General features: G+C 53.0%; 13 protein-coding genes and 1 CRISPR repeat array. Of the genes, 6 read left to right on the top strand and 7 right to left on the bottom strand.

Features of this window, described 5'->3' with window-relative positions:
* Positions 1 to 160: 160 nt before the first annotated feature.
* The 3 genes from JTP09_RS09010 to JTP09_RS09000 all read right to left on the bottom strand — a co-directional run bounded on the left by JTP09_RS09010 (position 161) and on the right by JTP09_RS09000 (position 3,311).
* Positions 161 to 1,036 carry an NlpC/P60 family protein gene (locus tag JTP09_RS09010; RefSeq protein ID WP_204878133.1) on the bottom strand — a complete coding sequence of 292 codons (876 nt, stop codon included), beginning with the start codon at positions 1,034 to 1,036 and terminating at the stop codon, positions 161 to 163.
* Positions 1,037 to 1,341: 305 nt separating this feature from the next.
* Positions 1,342 to 1,863 carry a CoA-binding protein gene (locus JTP09_RS09005; RefSeq protein ID WP_204878132.1) on the bottom strand — a complete coding sequence of 174 codons (522 nt, stop codon included), beginning with the start codon at positions 1,861 to 1,863 and terminating at the stop codon, positions 1,342 to 1,344.
* The gene (locus JTP09_RS09000; protein ID WP_204878131.1) at positions 1,863 to 3,311 is read right to left on the bottom strand and encodes an O-acetylhomoserine aminocarboxypropyltransferase/cysteine synthase family protein; all 1,449 of its coding nucleotides are present in this window, start codon (positions 3,309 to 3,311) and stop codon (positions 1,863 to 1,865) included. The genes JTP09_RS09005 and JTP09_RS09000 overlap by 1 nt, the downstream gene beginning before the upstream one ends.
* A gap of 425 nt (positions 3,312 to 3,736) precedes the next feature.
* Here JTP09_RS09000 and JTP09_RS08995 point away from each other — a divergent pair, with 425 nt between their 5' ends.
* Positions 3,737 to 4,372, top strand: coding sequence for a DedA family protein (locus JTP09_RS08995; protein WP_204878130.1), 636 nt, complete (start codon positions 3,737 to 3,739; stop codon positions 4,370 to 4,372).
* Between the two features lie 99 nt (positions 4,373 to 4,471).
* Here the strand turns inward: JTP09_RS08995 and JTP09_RS08990 are convergent, their stop codons facing one another.
* The 4 genes from JTP09_RS08990 to cas3 form a co-directional block, all read right to left on the bottom strand.
* On the bottom strand, positions 4,472 to 5,668 hold the full coding sequence (locus JTP09_RS08990) for an RNase H family protein (RefSeq protein WP_204878129.1): 1,197 nt from the start codon (positions 5,666 to 5,668) through the stop codon (positions 4,472 to 4,474).
* A 36-nt stretch (positions 5,669 to 5,704) separates the two neighbouring features.
* Entirely contained in the window at positions 5,705 to 6,751 is a 1,047-nt protein-coding gene (locus JTP09_RS08985) for a hypothetical protein (protein ID WP_204878128.1), read from the bottom strand.
* A 171-nt stretch (positions 6,752 to 6,922) separates the two neighbouring features.
* Positions 6,923 to 8,761: a dihydroxy-acid dehydratase gene (gene ilvD / locus JTP09_RS08980; protein WP_204878127.1), complete on the bottom strand. Its 1,839-nt coding sequence runs from the start codon at positions 8,759 to 8,761 to the stop codon at positions 6,923 to 6,925.
* A 386-nt stretch (positions 8,762 to 9,147) separates the two neighbouring features.
* Positions 9,148 to 10,274: a CRISPR direct-repeat array (repeat unit 29 nt; unit sequence GGGCTCATCCCCGTCTACGCGGGGAACAC).
* 81 nt (positions 10,275 to 10,355) lie between these two features.
* Positions 10,356 to 13,292 (bottom strand): CRISPR-associated helicase Cas3', encoded by a 2,937-nt coding sequence (gene cas3, locus JTP09_RS08975; RefSeq protein ID WP_255521076.1) that lies wholly within the window; start codon positions 13,290 to 13,292, stop codon positions 10,356 to 10,358.
* A gap of 1,142 nt (positions 13,293 to 14,434) precedes the next feature.
* Between cas3 and casA the strand changes: the two genes are divergently transcribed.
* The 5 genes from casA to cas6e are packed head-to-tail and all read left to right on the top strand — an operon-like array spanning position 14,435 to position 19,293.
* Positions 14,435 to 16,156: a type I-E CRISPR-associated protein Cse1/CasA gene (gene casA, locus JTP09_RS08970; RefSeq protein WP_204878125.1), complete on the top strand. Its 1,722-nt coding sequence runs from the start codon at positions 14,435 to 14,437 to the stop codon at positions 16,154 to 16,156.
* Positions 16,149 to 16,769: a type I-E CRISPR-associated protein Cse2/CasB gene (casB, locus tag JTP09_RS08965; protein WP_204878124.1), complete on the top strand. Its 621-nt coding sequence runs from the start codon at positions 16,149 to 16,151 to the stop codon at positions 16,767 to 16,769. Before casA ends, casB begins: the two co-directional genes overlap by 8 nt.
* An 18-nt stretch (positions 16,770 to 16,787) precedes the next feature.
* On the top strand, positions 16,788 to 17,912 hold the full coding sequence (gene cas7e / locus JTP09_RS08960; RefSeq protein ID WP_204878123.1) for a type I-E CRISPR-associated protein Cas7/Cse4/CasC: 1,125 nt from the start codon (positions 16,788 to 16,790) through the stop codon (positions 17,910 to 17,912).
* Entirely contained in the window at positions 17,912 to 18,613 is a 702-nt protein-coding gene (cas5e, locus tag JTP09_RS08955) for a type I-E CRISPR-associated protein Cas5/CasD (protein ID WP_204878122.1), read from the top strand. Before cas7e ends, cas5e begins: the two co-directional genes overlap by 1 nt.
* The gene (gene cas6e, locus JTP09_RS08950) at positions 18,610 to 19,293 is read left to right on the top strand and encodes a type I-E CRISPR-associated protein Cas6/Cse3/CasE (RefSeq protein ID WP_204878121.1); all 684 of its coding nucleotides are present in this window, start codon (positions 18,610 to 18,612) and stop codon (positions 19,291 to 19,293) included. The genes cas5e and cas6e overlap by 4 nt, the downstream gene beginning before the upstream one ends.
* Positions 19,294 to 19,339 lie beyond the last annotated feature (46 nt).

Genomic DNA, 19,339 nt, shown 5'->3' with positions numbered 1-19,339 from the left:
TACATATCGCGGTCAGCATTACTTTTAGCGGTCACCTCCGAGGCGCGCAGACGAACACCGGGTGAAAACGTCCTCCTTCTTAGTACCCCCCCCGAAAACAAAAGTGCCCCACCCCGGATAAACCGGGTGAGGCACTTTTGGAAAATCCTATATGAGGGGATTAGCCACCGTATGCTGCGCTCATGGAGATGTAGATAGGAGCGGACGCTGCGGGCAGGTTAGCAGAGAATACCTTGGTGCCCATGCCTTCCCAGCCACCGTGGACTGCCTGACCGTTGCCAATGTAAACAGCGATGTGTGACTGACCGAAGCCGTTGGATGCGTAGTAAATCAAGTCGCCGGGCTGGGCTTCAGCGGCGCTCACAACGTTACCCAGTGACATGTAACCTACGGGCCAACCGTGGTAGTTCACGCCAGCTGCCTTGATGGAGTTGGTAGCCAGCAAGGTGCAATCGAACTGTGCGTTCTGCGCTGCGTATGCCAGGGCAGCTGATACGACAGCCTGACGCTGAGCGCTGACGTTCTGTGAGGGTGCAGGAGCTGCAACAGGTGCCTTGGGGGCTTCCTGAGCAGGTGCAGGAGCTGCTACGTGAGCTACAGTTGCGATGTTCACTGCAGGAGCGGCGGGCGCTGGCGCTGCAACAGGTGCCTTCTCTTCAACTGCGGGAGCCGCAGGAGCAGGTGCTGCTGCCTCGGGTGCGGGTGCTTCTTCAACAACCTCAGCCTGTGCAGCTTCTTCAGCGGCAACCTTCTCAGCCTGAGCAGCTTCTTCTGCCGCCTGAGCCTGTGCAGCTTCTTCAGCGGCAACCTTCTCAGCCTGAGCGGCCTTTACCTCTGCGATACGCTGAGCGTGTGCTGCTGCGTCGTATTCAGCGGGGGTCCACTTATCGAACTTGGTTAGCTGTTCAGCTGCGAATGCTTCGAGTGAAGGGGTGGGGTCTACGATGACCTCGGAGTCTGCGGTTGCGGGGTTTGCAGCCGCCAAAAGAGCACCTGAGATGAGCACACCTGCCGCACCAACTGAGAGATAACGCATCGGAGTAGTGACCTTTCGCCGAAACTGTTTATGTAAAACTAAGAAAATCTTGGGGTACCTTGATAAGAGGCACGATGAACACTTTATAACAGTTTGGTAACGATGTATATCAAATCGTTATAAAAAATTAATAATTGTAGCCGAGGGCACGCGGAGCGCATCGCGCTTTATGCAACTCAGAGCTAGCCTCATACCCCTCAAAAACCACGGAAATCCGGGGTCTGAGACCAGGACGGGGGTGCGCGTCCGCCCAGCGAATGCCCACCCCCGTTGATAACTTTTTAATTAACACGCACAGCGCGTGTCTACGCCGTTACCTGACGCTTGGACGAGATGACACCGGTGTTAAAACCTGCCAAGTGCAGGCCGCCGTGAAAACGTGCGTGCTCAATTTTCACACAACGATCCATGACCACGTTCAGACCAGCGCCTTCCCCCAGACGGGCAGCTTCTTCGTTCCAAGAACCCAGCTGCATCCACACGGTCTGGGCGCCGGCATCAATTGCCTCCTGCACCACACCGGGCAGATCTTCATTACGGCGAAAAATCTCAACCATATCGGGGGCTTCCGGCACATCAGCTAAAGAAGCATATACCTTCTGCCCCAAAACTTCCTTACCTTTCGCCGCCAAAATCGGGTTCACAAAAAAGACCCTGTAAGGCGATGATGAAAGCAGGTAAGTCGCTACAAAATACGAAGCGCGGGAGATCTTATCTGACATACCCACAATCGCAATCGAGCGGGTATCACCCAAAATCTTCAGGCGCTCCGGGGCACTGAGCCCCTCCCAGGTGCGCTCAGCGGTGGTATTGGTCGCCTCAGACATTACTTACCCTCTTTCTTGGCAGCTTCGTACGCAGCGACATCCGCCTCAAAAGCAACCTTTTCAGCGGCAAGCTGCACAGCACGTTCTTCTGTTGCGGCGGCACGCTTATCGGCAGCGGACTCCCCCACCCTCTCACCAGAACGGTTGGTGCCAGTAGCGTAGGTCAGCGCCTGGTCGAGATCCCAGATAATATCTTCGACATCTTCAAGACCTACCGAAATACGAATCAAATCTTCTTTCACGCCACCCTCAGCCAACTGCTGCGCGGTGAGCTGCTGGTGGGTGGTGGACGCAGGGTGCAGCACCAGAGTGCGTGCGTCCCCAATATTTGCCAGGTGCGAAGCCAGCTGCAGGGCACCGATGAACTCAGCACCCACGTCGCGTCCGCTCGCCTTTTCGGTAGCGGCAACACCGAAAGAGAAGACCGAACCAACGCCCAGGGGTAGCTGAGCGGACGCACGCTCGTGGTGGGGATGCTCCGGCAAACCCGCGTAGTTAACGTAGGCAACACGGGAGTCAGTATTCAGCCACTCCACCACAGCCTTAGCGTTGGTAAGGTGAGCGTCCATGCGCTGTGGCAGGGTCTCAACGCCCTGCAAGAGGTTGAAAGCTGACTGGGGGCTCATTGAAGGGCCAAAGTCACGCAACTGTTCGGCGCGTAGCTTGGTCAAGAAGCCGTACTCACCGAAGTTGCCCCACCAAGAAACATTGTTATAGGAGGGCACGGGTTCGGTCATGGTCGGGAACTTACCGTTGCCCCAATTGAACTTGCCCGACTCAACAACAACGCCACCCAGGGTGGTGCCGTGACCGCCTAAGAACTTGGTCACCGAGTGAATCACAATGTCAGCACCATGTTCAAAAGGACGAATCAGGTAGGGGGTGGAAAGAGTCGCATCAACCACCAGCGGAATACCCGCCTCGTGGGCGACATCCGCAAGGCCACTCACATCAGCAATCTCACCCGAGGGGTTAGCGACAACCTCGGTGTAGACCGCCTTCGTGCTCTCGGTGATAGCAGCCTTGTAGTCAGCCGGATCAGTACCGGGCACAAAAGTGGTCTCAATACCGAAGCGACGCAAAGAAACATCCAGCTGGGTCACGGTGCCGCCGTAAAGCTGAGAGGACGCCACAATGTGATCGCCCGCCTGGCAGAGCGCCGCAAAAGTAATAAACTCAGCCGCCATACCAGAGGCGGTAGCCACCGCACCGATACCGCCCTCTAGCGAGGCGATGCGCTCTTCAAGGGCAGCAACTGTAGGGTTCGACAGGCGCGAATAAATATTGCCGTACTTCTGCAAGGAGAAGAGGTTAGCCGCGTCGTCCGCGTCCTTAAAAACAAAAGACGACGTCTGGTAAATGGGAACCGCGCGAGCGCCATGCTCAGCGTCGGGGGTGCCACCCGCGTGCAGGGCACGGGTGCGGAAACCGAAGGTATGTTCAGCCACGGGTTTACTCCTTGGTGAGGGTAGGACTTTTCAGTATTCATACTGGTCTACCGCCACTCAGGTAAACAAGTGTGAACCAGGTTGCGAAATATGACGGACAGTCAAGCTGAAAGCGGGCTAGAAGGTTGTACCAAGCGTCCGCGCCATCGCTCTTCTTGGACTCCTCCTCCCCCCCCCCGCCTGACGCCCCTACCCCGGAGGTGACCACGAAAAGTAATAGTGACCATGAAATATACGGTCAGCATCACTTTTCATGGTCACCCCTGATTTTTCGTGGTCACCTTGGGGGACGTGATCCGGCCCCATTTCCCGGATGCCGGCATGCAAGAGGTCAGGTTCACAGGTGACACTCAGCGCTATCGCTAGCGCTGGGGCAGTTAGTGCCTGAGAATAAGGGGAGTCTGAAAAATCTGTGAAAGGCACCAATGTTTAATTCCGTTGTTGACTGGGTTATCTCTATAATGGAGACGCTCGGCGCGCCCGGCGTAGGTATCGCAATTCTGCTGGAAAACGTCTTCCCACCGATTCCCTCCGAGGTTGTACTACCCCTTGCTGGCTTCACAGCGTCTGTCGGATCCATTAACGTCTACGCAGCTTTTATTTGGGCGACCATCGGCTCAGTCTTAGGTGCCTATATTCTGTACGGCGTGGGTGCGGCAATTGGTGCCAACCGTCTGCGCAAAATCGCTGACTGGATGTGGCTGGTTGACCCTGAAGATGTCAACCAGGCACTGCACTGGTTCGATAAGTACGGCAGAGTCTCTATCTTCTTTGGCAGGCTGATTCCCGGTGTGCGATCACTTATTTCTATTCCCGCCGGTATCGACCGCATGAACCTGGTTTCTTTTGGTCTGTATTCACTGGCTGGTTCGGCCCTGTGGAACGCTATCCTCATTTACCTCGGCTATATTTTGGGCGAAAACTGGACCCAGGTTGAAGCCGTCATCAATGAATACTCCAGCGTTGTGAAGTACCTGCTGGTGGCTGTAGCTCTTATTATTTTGGGCTTGCTGATTCGCCGTGCCCACAAACGCAAGAAGCAGAACAAGCCGCTGCTCTAAAGCTCGCCCTTTCGCAAGATACAGGACGCCACCGCTACAGTTGAAACTGTAGCGGCGGCGTCCTTCTTGTATCTGCGCCCCGTTTCAGTGCGTGCTGGGTTAGCGCCAGAGCCTATTGTGGGCGTGAATCGCTGAGGGGCGAATCTGCATCCACTCCGGGCAACTCAGGCGCACAGCCTTAGTGCAACCAGAAAGCGCGGTAATGATAGATTCGCAACGGCGGTGGAACTCCGCCAAATCGCACTTAGCAACCACCTGACCGGGAAAGTGCCGGTGCATCTTCGACACCGAATCACTCGATTCCTGCAGACCGTGACCTGTATGCCCCGGAACGTGCTTCACCAAAACTCTGCGCTCGCGAATAGCGGTGGTCAGGGCAGTCATCTCATCAATGACCTGCTGATTTTGCACGCCCTCTGAAATCCAGTGCTGAAAATAGTACCGGTTGTGGGCAAGACGCAGTACAAAAGTGAGCGCCCCCAACGAATCAGTATGAATCACCAGCTGCCTGCCACCGTGGTAAAAAATGTTAAAAGCAGCCAACATAGCAGTGAGTTCACCGGTCATAATATTGGTGGCATCGTAGTGAGCGTGGAAATAGAAACCGTCCTCGCTCACGCCACCAATACCCATGCGTCCGCCCTTGAGGTAGCGCTTATTATTGGTTGATCTGAACGAACAATCCGTGAATACCTTGTACTCTTGCAGTACTTCAAAGGGGCGCTCTGCGAGGTCGGTCTCCATGCGCTCGTGTGCCAAGCGGGAGGATTCCTCCAAGAAATGCGACACGTACTCCCCCACCGGGGTGCCCATGACCTTCACGTGAATTTCACCCAACGAATGAGACTCATAGTGGTTCAGAATCTTCTCTAAAGACCTGTACTCAAAAATCTCTTTCAGGTGCGGAAACTGCCTAAACAGCAACTTCAAATAGTGCTTATCAGCCACCACCGTCACGAGGTTCTTCTTGTATTCGGCGGGAATAAAATCCCATGCCTTCAAAATAGCGCGCCCCACCATTGCAACATGCGAATCCTCACATGACTCTAACATGGAATGTGAATGTGTCTCTGTAATCGGTTCGCTCTGAATCAGTGACCGTTCGCCGCTTTCGTGCGATGTGTACAGCATCGTTGAAAGCCCCGTATAGCACACCCCCTTTGCCTGGTGAGTATGCATCATTATTGCAATCACTGCGACGCCTTGCTGCGTATACCCGGCAGGGTACGACGACGTGTAGTCAGGTGCTTCCCACGTCAGCTCGCATTTTTTGATACTTGCCGGTGTAATACCCATAATCTTCACCTCCCTTAGATGTGATGTTTTATTGTTCTAAAATTCGAAATCTTGGTTGCGCGGTTCGCTGCGGTTTCTCAGATATTCGCGCAGGTGCGGCACAGCGAAAGTGACCTTGCCGTAGGATGCTGGTCTAATGATGTGCGCTTCGACTAGGCGGTTGCGATAAACCCCTGCGTATTGGGGGGTTTTGCCGAGCCTGCTGGCGATGTCGCTCATTTTTGACGGCGCATCATCGGTTGCCATGGCATGCAAAAAGGCGCGGTCTCCTGCTGAGAAATCTTCAAGCATGGGTTCAAAAATTGCCGCTTCTAAGCTCTGCTGGGCTGAAGCGATACCGTTTTCAAGCTCACCCTCGGTGAGCTCGGCGCAGGATTGAAGGAGGTTCTGCCCCAAGGTGTACACCATGAAAGGATGACCCTTGGTAGCGCCGGACGCGCGTTCAAGAATGTCCTGGTGAACCGTGCGGTTGGACTGGGCGAAGAGCGCCGCGAGCTCATCTTGAACCTGGTTGCGGTTATAGGGTGATAAGTCAATGCGGTGCCCGCTACCAGCAAAAGCATGCGCTGACATGATCTGGCATACCTCAGCCGGGCGTCCTGCCATAACCAGCAGTAGGGGCTGTTCTTGTGCCGCGAGGTGTTCAGCGGTGTCTAAAAGTTCGGTAAGTTCGCGTGCCGATGATTTGCGAAGATCATCAACAGTAATGAGCAGACCCGAGTTCTGAGAAGCCAGGACGCGCGTAATCGACTCTAGCTGTTGGGGCAGGGGTAGCGCGGTGAAGGTTTCGAGGTCTGCATCTGCCGGGGAGGTTTCTAGGGACTCCCACAGGGCAGGTAGGTAGGTGCCGCGCAGACGCTTGTGTGAGTCGCGACCAGCTGATTCTGAAATCACGCGCCACTGATGAGTGCGCGCCATCGATTCAAACTGTTGCAACAGGGTGGTTTTACCAAACCCCGTGAGCGCGGCGATGAAAAGGGGCGAGCGAGGATTACCCTCAAGGCGGTCAGTAAAGTGCGAGAGCTCGTCAGCACGAACTAGGCTCTGCACGGCGGGAACACGTGCGGTGAGAACCGGAACCAATGCTTACCCCTTTCTACAGCCAGATTTTTTATATCCTTTATATCTTTTATATCCCTTACGGGGAGAGGTATTCAAGGTCAACAGCGGATTAAGCGGGGAACTTAAAACAAAAGCTCCCCACCTCGAACTCTATGAGTTAAGCGGTGAGGAGCTGATAGCTAGGGTTAGTTTCTACTCGGGGACGACGCGCACACCACCCTTATCGGCACTAGTCACCATCGCCGCGTAGGCGCGCAGGGCCTTAGAAACCTGACGCTCGCGGGGCTTAGTGGGCTTCCAGGGGGCTGCGCCCTTCTTCGCGCGTCGTTCGGCAAGAACCCCATCAGAAACATTGACACGCAAAATACGATTGTGTACATCAATTTCGATTTCATCGCCGTGCTCAACGAGACCGATAGCGCCACCGGCTGCCGCCTCGGGAGAAATGTGACCGATAGAGATACCCGAAGTACCGCCCGAGAAACGTCCGTCAGTAATCAGGGCGCACTTCTTGCCCAGCCCCAAACCCTTGAGATAAGAGGTCGGGTACAGCATCTCCTGCATACCCGGCCCGCCTTTGGGGCCCTCATACTGAATAACGACGATGTCGCCCTCTTTCACGTTCTTCGACAGGATTTCGTAGACAGCCTCATCCTGGGACTCCACCACGAACGCCTTACCGATGAAATGGAAGAGTTCCTCATCAATACCAGCGCTCTTGATGATGGCACCGTCCTCAGCGATATTGCCCTTAAGAACAGCCAGACCGCCGTCCTTAGTGTATGCATGCTCAACAGCGCGGATGCAGCCGTTCTGCGCGTCCGTCTCGTGGGACTCGTACTTATTGGCGGTAGAGAACGCCTGGGTAGTGCGGACGCCACCGGGGGCAGCCAAGAAAAGCTCCTTAGCGGTGTCGGTGGCAGCTCCGGAACGAATATCCCAGTCACTCAACCAGGAGTCAAGAGAATCAGCGTGTACCGAGTGAACATCAGCGTTCAGCAGACCGCCGCGGTGCAACTCGCCCAAGATTGCGGGAATGCCACCGGCACGGTGGACGTGCTCAATATGGTACCGGGTAGAGTTGGGCGCTACTTTTGCCAAGCAGGGAACCTTACGGGAAATCGCGTCAATGTCATCGAGAGTAAAATCAACTTCGCCCTCGTGGGCGATTGCCAGAATATGCAGCACAGTATTAGTGGAGCCACCCATAGCAACATCCAGCGCCATCGCGTTCTCAAAAGCCGCCTTAGTGGCGATGTTGCGAGGTAGCACCGACTCGTCATTGTTTTCATAGTAGCGCTTGCACAGCTCAACAATCTTCTTGCCAGCACTGATGAAGAGTTCCTTGCGAGCAACCTGGGTTGCCAAAGTAGTGCCATTGCCAGGAAGAGCAAGACCGATAGCTTCGTTGAGGCAGTTCATAGAGTTCGCCGTGAACATACCCGCGCAGGAGCCGCAAGTAGGACAAGCGTTCTTCTCAATCTGCGCCAGATCGCTGTCGCTGACTGATTCGTCAACAGCCATAACCATCGCATCCACCAAATCAAGGCGGTGCTCGACAACGCCTTCGATACCCTCACCGGACTCCATGGGACCACCCGACACAAAAATAACGGGGATATTCAGGCGCATCGCAGCCATGAGCATGCCGGGGGTAATCTTGTCGCAGTTAGAGATGCAAACCAGCGCGTCCGCCCGATGGGCATTTACCATGTACTCCACTGAATCAGCGATCAGATCACGGGAGGGCAGAGAGTAGAGCATACCGTCGTGCCCCATAGCGATACCGTCGTCAACGGCGATAGTATTGAATTCCTTGGCAACGCCGCCAGCTTCTTCAATAGCAGAGGCGACCAATGAACCCATGTTCTTCAGGTGAACGTGACCGGGCACGAACTGCGTAAAGGAGTTCGCAATAGCAATAATGGGCTTACCAAAATCATCATCGCCCATACCGGTGGCGCGCCACAGGGCACGAGCGCCAGCCATATTCCTGCCGTGGGTAGAGGCGCGAGAACGCAATTCTGGCATTATGGTTTCCCTTCAAAATCTACTGCGGTGTTAGATGTAAAGTTTACGCCCCCAAAACCTCCTAACAAGCACACAAGACTTTGATTTCAGAGTATGAACGAGAAAGCGGGCAGTGGTAAGCACGGGGGGGGGAGGGGGCGGAGGACGTGCAGGGGTGCAGCGCGATACAGCGCGTGAGGACGAGTGGGGTTAGGTAAGAGGTGACCACCAAAAGTAATGCTGACCACGAAATGTACGGTCAGCATTACTCTTCACGGTCACACCTGATATTTCGCGGTCACACGAGACGCGGACGAGGGACGGCATACCGCCCAAGTCGAGGGTTTTCATCCTCAGGCAATGCGAGCCAGGACGCATTTGACTACAGATTTGGCGGAAGCCCCCTCAGACTTATTCCCGTCTACGCGGGGAACACAGTGGGTGTTCCATTACCAGTGTTTCTACTAGGGGCTCATCCCCGTCTACGCGGGGAACACGCACCTGCTGCCAGTAGCGTCCCAGTTCTTCAGGGCTCATCCCCGTCTACGCGGGGAACACGCGAGCGCGGTAACTTGGGGGTTTTGGCGGTTGGGCTCATCCCCGTCTACGCGGGGAACACTCTGAGCATCGCTCTTGCTTTCGTATGCGATGGGGCTCATCCCCGTCTACGCGGGGAACACCTGCCCCGTATCTCTCCACAGCGGGATATTCAGGGCTCATCCCCGTCTACGCGGGGAACACGCTAAGAGTTCCGAGCAAAACCAACTCCACTTGGGCTCATCCCCGTCTACGCGGGGAACACCTACAACCTGAGCCCCAGCACTGTTAGTCACCGGGCTCATCCCCGTCTACGCGGGGAACACATTCGCCTTACCCGTAGGCGAGTTCAAAGCAAGGGCTCATCCCCGTCTACGCGGGGAACACCAGTCCAGTATGTGCCGGTGTTGCCGAAGTGGGGGCTCATCCCCGTCTACGCGGGGAACACGATACGTCTAAGAAACGTGCGGCGCTTGTGATGGGCTCATCCCCGTCTACGCGGGGAACACATTTTCATGGGGCGGACGGCGGAGAATGCTTGGGGCTCATCCCCGTCTACGCGGGGAACACGCTCGGTAACGCCGTGTTTGGCTCTCTCCTTGGGGCTCATCCCCGTCTACGCGGGGAACACTGGACGGCTGCGGTCTCTCGTAACAACTCCAAGGGCTCATCCCCGTCTACGCGGGGAACACTCTGGCTTGGGCTTCCCAGTTTCCAGAGGGTCGGGCTCATCCCCGTCTACGCGGGGAACACCCGTTCGATTGAAATCACCTACGGTGTTAATGGGGCTCATCCCCGTCTACGCGGGGAACACCCCTGCAACCACTCACGCACTGGTATGCCCGTGGGCTCATCCCCGTCTACGCGGGGAACACAAACGAAGTAAACCCCTCAGTTCAGGGTCATAGGGCTCATCCCCGTCTACGCGGGGAACACTGGACGGCTGCGGTCTCTCGTAACAATTTCAAGGGCTCATCCCCGTCTACGCGGGGAACACACTAGGTGACTAGGCGTAACACCTATTCACCTAGCCTAATTTATTTAGTTTGCCTCAATAGCCACGTTTTAGAGTTTACCCTCACTCGTTGTTGCTGACTTGCAATCCAAGCTCTTGGGAGTATCGAATTTTCTTTCCTGCAAGCAAACATTCGTAATTGGCGTCAAGCATTAACGTAAGTTGGTCTTTCAGCAGATAGTGTTGCTGCCAGCCGGGAATATAGTTCCGTTCCAGTTCCCCCAGCGCTTTGTCGAAAGGATTCTCAGCTGCCGGTTTACCGTTATCTGCAAACTGATGTGGTAAACGAATGGTCGATCCAGCCAAGATATTTGCGAGTTTCCAGTCGGGTTTTTCTGGGCTTTCAACATCAAAATAGATGCCTTTATAGTCTGAGCTGAGTGGTCTGTATTGCTCCCCCGTTGTATCAGCCTGCACCACGATAACCTCTAATGTTTCGTCGGTATCTCGTACTTTCGCTTGTGCCTTCGCCTCATCTGAGTCAGTGCCTAGGGCACGTCCGCCCTTGCCGAAGTAATCAAACATGAAATCTTTACCTGGTTGCATAGAAAAAACACCGGCCTTTTTCACACCAATATTTTGTTGTTCCTTCAGCTTTTGCTGTGCCTCATCCCATTCATTAGCCCATGATGTCGGAAGAGTCGGGGAATCCATATAAGCCTGCTGCACTAGTGCGCTTATATCAGCCGGTATTCGCAGTTGTTTTCCCTCAAAATACGGCATGAGCTGGGCGTAACTTGAAAGCAAAAACGCCTTTGCATAGATGAGTTCTGCGGCCTTTACGAAAGTAGGCGGTTTGCTCTCGGAGCCAAGCTGTTCTACACCTCGCACATAACAGATCGGACGCTCAAAAACTTCAGGACGCTGCCCCGCCCTCTCATGCCTATGCAGACGCCCCATGCGTTGCAAAATAAGATCCACCGGTGCATGGTCAGTGATCATCACATCAAAATCAATATCGAGGGATTGCTCAATAACTTGAGTACCTACCACAATAAGACGGTGCGGACGCCCCGCCCCGTGTCGGGCTTTCTTGCCCAGCTTTGAAACGAGGTTTTGTTCCATTGCTACCCGGTCCAAAGCCAAAAAACGGGAATGTACGAGCATCACTTCTTGTTCTGTGAAAGTTCCCTGCAGGTGCTCGTAAACTTCTTGCGCGCGCCCCACCGTATTGCAGATAATCGCCGCGCAACCACCGTCCGTCTCTAACGGGGCAAGAACACTGTCTAGTTCAGCAAAAGAATCATCCATCACGCGCACAGAAAATTCCTGCTGTTGTGGAGGCTGTTCGATCACCCATTTCTGAGGTACACCAGCTGAGTCTGCTGAAACGGTATGAATGACGGGGTAAGAAAGATCCACCTCTACCTTTTGCGGCGCAGGAGGCTGCCCCTGGCTAGGTCTCCTTTTCCTACTGCTATCATTGTGAAGGCCCAGAGCGTATGCGTCGAGAAGCTTCTTTCTCGTGGCAGATGGCAAGGTAGCTGACATCAAAACTACGGGAGCCCGCATCTTACCCAACCATTTCAACGCATTTATAAGATACACATTCATATAGGCATCGTAAGCATGCACCTCATCGATGATGATGACCTTCTCTGATAGACCCAGATGCCTCAGCATTACATGCCGTGAGGCAAGTGCCATCATCAGCACCTGATCGACCGTACCCACCACAAAGTTAGAGAGCACCCCGCGTTTTTTAGAGAACCACTGGTGGGCTACGACGTTCGCAAACTGATGGCTATCGGTTCCCGGCTCAGAGGTGTTGATGCGGGCAAAACGCTTTTGCTTAAACTCTTCATTGAGCTGATTCTTTGAATGAGCCAAATACATTGAGACGCACTCACTGGTGGCAGCAGCTCTCTGAGCCCATTGATCCACACGGGTGAAAAGGGCGTCAGCGGTTGCTTGGCTGGGTGCAGCAAACATAAGACCGTTTTTCCCTGCACGGTGTGCAAGGATTTCAGCCGCGACCAGGCCCGCCTCAGTCTTTCCCTGCCCCATGGGCGCCTCAATACAGATGAGACCTCCATGAGGTAAAGACCTCGCAGCCTCAATAGCTACTCGCTGCATGGGGCGCAGATTAATATCACCCTCCCAGCCAAAACGTTGACTATATATTTCTTCAGGCTCAAGATTTTTCAAGGATGACGGCTGCCAGGGGGAGTTTAGCGCGAGGCGGCTGAAAGCAGTTTCGATTCTAAGGTTTTGATCCTCAATGTTCGTTTCATAGGGGAAGTAGTCCGCGTTTGAGGCAATCCAGTCAGACATAATGGTAAGGCCTGTGAGAAAGAACTGAAGTTCAGCAGGGATTCCGCCCCCACCATTAATCAGTTGCCTGAGTGCGTGCTTCGCGCCCGTCTGCTCAGTGATGAAGCCCAGCAATTCTTTCCAGGCTTCGCCCCAGTTCGCGTATTTTTCATAGTCATCAACATATTCAAGTAATTGTTCATCACGGCGGTCAGGACAAATGTTTGTAGGACGGTCAGCGGGTAGCCCATGGTGAGCCCCGCTGATGTGAGCGACTGTTTGAGCCGCTGTTTCTACAGGCTCAGCTTCATCTCCTAGAACGCGCGTGAGCCAGGATGTGATGATGCTTTGGCTGTACTGGGAGTGCGCGCACCTGCCCTGCACATTCGTCAGGCTAACCGGAAACTCATAGCCGGCGTCCTCAATCTTCTGGCGGTACACAAAGAGTTCTTGGTTTTGTCTGCTATCAAGTTGACCAGAAAACTCAGGGGTAGCTTTGCCGATATCGTGGGTACCTACTACCCACGCAACAAAGGCACAAGCATCTTCTGGTGTAAGCCCAAGTTTTTCTGCAACGTTTAGCTTACTGCCTTCAGATAGCCAGCATTCCCAGAGACGCTGAGCAACCATAGCGCTATCTAACATGTGCTGCGGCAGGCTCATACCAGGTACAGGTGTTTCTTTATCACCTGTTTTCGCCCAAAAACTCTGCACCTGAGCAGATAAATTTTTGACTGGGTTACTCATCTTTCACCATTCCTCACAAAGGTTTCTGTGCAATGACTTGCGGAATAAATGCCCGACCAGCAAACCACGAGGCGGCTGCTGGGTCGATGGAGTTGATAGTTCTAACAGCAGATCGATGAAAATATTTGAGTTGTTTTATATCTAGCAAAGGCTCAAGATGGGACGCCCTATTACGTGCATACCGCAGATGCTGAAGCCAGTAGAAAACAGTATTACGATCTTGCCTACCAAAGCTCTCGCTTAGGGTTTCATCCCAAAAGTTAAGGGGAAATTTCTGGGGGTTACTCGCCTTCGAGCTGGGAATGAATCTTACCCACACACCGAAAGTCAATGCGGCTAGATAATCAACATGAGATGGGATCTATTTGACGTCTTTCCCCTGCATATCTTTCATTGCAGCGTGAGCGTTCCTGAGCAGCCTGCTAGATTCTGGCTGGTCACCCTGATACAGCCAGTTTTGACAGGCAGGGCTAGGGTCAAGAATCCACTCTTGGGTATACGGATAGTTTCTATGAGGAACCTCTGCAAAAAGTTGCTGGCAGTTCCACTTCTTGAACGCTGCATCGATTGTATTTCGCAGAAAAACCTCCACGACTGCAGTAGAAGATTGGATCGCTGATGCAGCCTTTAGATTCCACAGATATAGGTCTAAAGCTTCATCGTATGATTGATGAGCTTGGCTCATATATGTAGAAAACCGCGACTCCCCCACCAGCCGAAGCATCTGTTCCTCTGTGAAAGACGACAACTTCTTCTTCCTTCCCTATTCCCTTTACTTTGTGTAGAGTAGTGTTCAGCAAACGGGTTAAAATCCGTATTCATTGGGGCTGTTGCCGTCTTAGACGGCGGTAGTCCTTTTTATTTTGCGCCACCAATGCGGCGATGAGCCATTGGACGAATATCGTTCGTCAATGAGGCTCTCTCTATTTCTCGCGAAGACGAGAGCAAATTCCTCACAGACTTCCTACTTTACACATTTTCAACAACTTGGAAGAATATCTTTCTACCTATTGATTTTTAGTATAGATTATGCCTTAGGCATGTTCTTATCACAAGACATAGTGACAGAACCGACTGACAATTTAGCAACCTTTCTACCTCATTCGGCCAGCAAGTGAGTATTTTTTGAAAAGAGGACACCCATGATCAAAGACCCCATACAGCCGGGGTTCAACCTGATACTTGATCCGTGGATTCTTGTTCAGCGTTGTGATGGGACGAGCGCAGAAGTTTCCATCAAGGAGCTTTTCGAACATGGCTACGACATCAAGCGGCTTGCACACGAGGATCCGCTCATAGATACCTCGGTTCTAGCTATACTCGTGGCGGTCTTCAACCGTGCCATCCTGCATGACTTTGACAAGCAGTGGGAAGAGGATGACTCCTTCACCCCTCCCGAAAAAGACGCTGCCATCAAGACATGGATCCAGAAAAATTTTCAGCCTAATACTGCGAATCTAGAACCGATACTCGACTATTTAGAGAGTGCTGACGTTAAGAACAGGTTTGACCTCTTCCACCCTGAGCACCCCTTCATGCAAGTAGCCAACCTGCACACCTCAAAAAATACTCGTTCTGAGGTCTCACGCATTATTTTTGACTCAGAGTCAGACCATTTTTCAATCCGAGCAGATAAAGGCAAAAAAACCCTGAGCTTTGCTGAGGCTGCCCGTTATCTGATAGCTACCCACGCCTACGACTACTCGGGCATCAAATCAGGTGCAGTGGGGGACCCCCGCATCAAAGGGGGTAAAGGCTACCCTATCGGCACTGGCTGGTATGGAAGCACCGGTAAAGTCATCTTGCACGGTAAAAATATCATTGAAACTCTGCTACTTAATACGCCTTATGATGAGTTGTTTGAAGTCAGCGATGATGCCGATGGTTACTCAACGCTGACAGCTCTTGCAGATCAGCCCGTCTGGGAGCGTACCCCCGATACTGCTGCCCAGAGAGAAGATAGCAGAGAAACGGTTTTGCCCACTGGCAGCTCTGATATTCTCACCTGGCAATCACGCAGAATCCGCCTTTTTCCAGAAGGTAAAGCCGTCACCGGCGTGCTCGTCTCTAATGGTGATAAAGTCTCAGACAAGTTCGTTGAAGCAAAGAACCTCTTTGACCCCTGGACCGGTTATCGCTACAGCAAAAATCAGTCCTCAAAAACTGAGGATGTGTGGATGCCCCAGCAGCATAATGCAGAACGCACTCTCTGGAAAGGCATCGATGCTCTACTTACGCTCTCTTCGGGTTCAGCAGGCGTTAAAGAAAACATTCGTCCTCGCACTGTTACCAACCTAGGGCGGTACTTCCCTCAAGATATCCACCTGACGGTACAGTTAGTAGGTGTGGTTTACGGACCCCAAAACTCAGTAATCGAGGCGGTTATTGATGAGCACCTACCCCTCGAATTGGCGCTTCTCACCGAAAACCACCCCAAGATTCGAGCTGCAATCATAGAGAACTCCAGCAAGACTGTGAACGCCGCTGTACAGCTTGGTAGGTTTGCAGGTCATATTCTTGTGGCAGCGGGTAAAGAATACGAATTTCAGCCGCAACCCACAGAAAACGCCCTCTACCTCTTAGAAACAGAGTTTAGAAACTGGCTTTCAACGGTAACCCACCATATGCGCCCCGAAGAAGTTAAAGCGTTATGGCACCAGCAGGCACAAAAGTTCTTTACCCAAGAGGCACAACGAATGCTGGCAGCTGCACCACCCAAAGCTGTTCTTGGTCGACTTGAGGATGAGAACGGCATACAGCATTTGGTAACGGCAGCAACCGCCCATAGATCCTATCTCAAGAGCTTGCGTGAGACCTTCCCGCTTGCCTACCCCGATATCAGAAAGGAGAATACAAATGGCTAATACCCCAACCAGCACAAGTGAGCAGAGTCTTTCTCGCTTCGTTACTCGTAAAGTCAATGCGCTCTATGGTTCTTATTCATCCGGTAGTTCTCTCTCTAAGAAGCAGCTGAGTGAACTGCGTAAAGCGGTCGGTCAAGACCCAGCGCGGTTCCCTCTTGCCTGGCAGTACGTTATTTCCGCCGAGGACGAGCATGCCTTCCCTGAGGATGCGAAATACCGGCAGGGAGATTTACCCACCCAGCGAGAGCTAGCGGCTTTCACCGCGCTGACGCTCTTCGCGGTGCATCAGCAATCAGAACAGCGCATCATGCACGCTGCAGGGCGCTCATTCGGCTCCGCTGTAGGTGAACTCGTTGCCAAACGTACCGCGTCCATCAAAAAACGCTTCGATTCTCTCTTGCAGGCACGCGCCTATACAGCGGTGAGTTATCATGCACGCTCACTTGTGCAGTTGCTCAAGCAAGAAGAGATTCCTTTCGACTATGGCACTTTTAGCGAAGACCTAGCCAAGCTACAGAGCCCAAAACACCGTAGCAGCGTCATCACCCGATGGAGCCGTAACTTCGTCTACGGTTTCGACAAGACTTCATCGCAAACCCCCACCCATTCATAACTCTTGAAGGAGAAAAACATGAGCTTTTTTATTGATATTCACGCACTACAGACTCTTCCGCCCTCAAACATTAACCGTGATGACACCGGCGCGCCTAAGACAGCTGTGTTTGGTGGCGTCCCCCGTCAGCGGGTTTCTTCCCAGGCATGGAAGTCGGCTATCCGTCAGGATTTCGCAGGTAATCTCGACAGCTCACAGCTGGGTTTGCGTACCAAGCGAGTCGCCGAAAAAGTTGTCAAGAAAATCCAAGATATTTCTGAAGAGTACGACGTTGAAAAAGCGCAGGCAGGAGTGACCGCAGCTTTTAAAACTGCTGGTATCAAGATAACTCCTAAAGTTAAAAATAAAGGTCTTGAAGATGAAAAAACAACGTTAGAGACAGGCTATCTCCTTCTTCTCAGCACCCAACAAATCAACCGCCTAGCGCAGGCAATTATTGACGCAGATGGCGCCAAGCTCACCAAAAAAGAAGTAGCAGAGATTCTCGATACCCAGCACAGCGTCGATATTTCCCTCTTTGGTCGCATGCTAGCCGATGCACCCGACTTCAACGTAGACGCTTCCTGTCAGGTAGCCCATGCTATTGGAGTTCACGAATCAGAACCAGAATTCGACTACTACACCGCTGTAGATGATGTTGTGCGCGAGGCAGAAGAATCAGGTGCAGGCATGATTGGCACCGTAGAAATGATGTCATCCACTCTCTACCGCTACGCAAACATCAACCTGGACGGCTTAGTCAAAAACCTCGATGACAAGGAAGCTGCTCATGCTGCGGCTCTACAATTCATCAAGAGCTTCATCTCTGCCATGCCCACCGGTAAGCAGAATAGCTTTGCCAACCGTACCCTGCCCGAAGCAGTGGTAGTAACCTTGCGAGATGACCGCCCTGTTTCCTACGTCAATGCCTTTGAAACCCCAGTCAAAGAATCTGCAGAACATGGCCGTCGCGTCATGGCCGCTCAAGCACTGGCACAAGAAGCTACTGATCTCGCTGAGACCTACGGTCTTGAACCAGCCAAGAGCTATGTTCTTGCTGTTGGAGAGCTCAAAGAGTCCCTCGCCGCACTGGGTGAAGAAGTAAACCTCAAGACCCTTCTTGACAAGCTGCAAGCAGACCTAGCTGAGGTGCACACAAACTAATGCACTCTCTGCTTCTTCTCTTCAAAGCGCCGCTACAGGCGTGGGGAGCTGATAGCCGGTTCAAGACTCGTAGCACCAATAAAGAACCCACTAAATCAGGTGTGATCGGGCTTGTGGCTGCGGCACTCGGCAGAAGCCGGGAAGAATCGGTTGCTGATCTCGCCGAACTAGAATTTGCGGTTCGAGTCGATCACCCTGGTTCTCTTATGCGCGACTATCACACCGCCCGCAACTGGTTCGGAAACGAAAAAAATTCCCAGCTTTCCACCCGCTACTACCTATCAGACGCCGTCTTTGTAGTGGCACTTAGCTCCCCCGACCGCGCTCAGCTCGAAACTCTTGAAGCCGCCCTGAGGCGTCCTGTTTACCCTTTGTATTTAGGACGCCGTTCCTGCCCCGCTAACCCTAACCTCGTCCTAGGTATCAAGGACGGTGACGGTGAAACGGTGCTGCGAGCGCAGCCATGGTTCGCCCCTACATGGGTGCGTGAGCAGGCTTACAATCCCGTTTCGCTACAGATATTGCGGGATGCTCGCCAGGGTGAACCGGCTGATACTTTGCGGGATACGCCTGTTAGTTTCAATCCTGAGTACCGCCAGTACACTTTGCGTGCTGTGTATCGTGCCGAACCTGTGGAAGTCGAGAACCCCAACGGGGTAGAGCCTCAGGATGATTTTATGAAGGAGGTGACTGAGGCATGACTTATTTCTCGCGTATTTTGCTGAACCCTCAGCGGCGAGAAGCTCGGAAGCTTATTGCCAGCCCACAGGCTATGCACGCGGCAGTGCTAGCAAGTTTTCCGCCAGATAGCCCGGTTTCAAAAGATAGCCGAGTGCTGTGGCGGTTGGATATTCAGGGCGCTAGTTACACCCTTTATATTCAGAGTCCCGAGGAACCTGATCTCAGGCATCTTCAGGAATCTTCGGGCTGGGAGTCTCGCCCCGGTGAGACTGCTCCTCTGGGGAAACTCTTGAACAAGCTGGAAAAAGGGCAGTCTTGGGGGTTCCGTTTTACGGGCAACCCTGTGAAATCCCTACCAGTTGCTGATGGCAAGCGCGGCAAGGTGGTTCCACATGTTACTGCTGAACAGCAGTTAGGATGGCTTCTTCATAAAGCTGAGCAGTGGGGCTTTACTATTGCTCAGGATCCTGAAACAGCGCAGCCGCTAGCAAATGTCATCGGCAGGAACGACCAGCGTTTCTCCCGTAGGAATCCGCACGAAGATGGTGCGCTGCACAGCGTGACTCTGCGTCAAGCACAGTTTGACGGCGTCCTAGTCATCACCGATGTAGACCTTTTCAAAAAATCTCTACTGACCGGTATGGGCAAGGGTAAGGCCTATGGCTGCGGGTTGCTCACGCTACGAAACGTTTTATCCTAACCTTCACTGGGGTATGTCTGCGGGCATGCCCCAGTTTTTACTACTA

This window comes from Rothia sp. ZJ1223 (genome assembly GCF_016900985.1).
GTDB lineage: Bacteria > Actinomycetota > Actinomycetes > Actinomycetales > Micrococcaceae > Rothia.
This window is presented reverse-complemented; position numbering and strand designations above follow the sequence as displayed.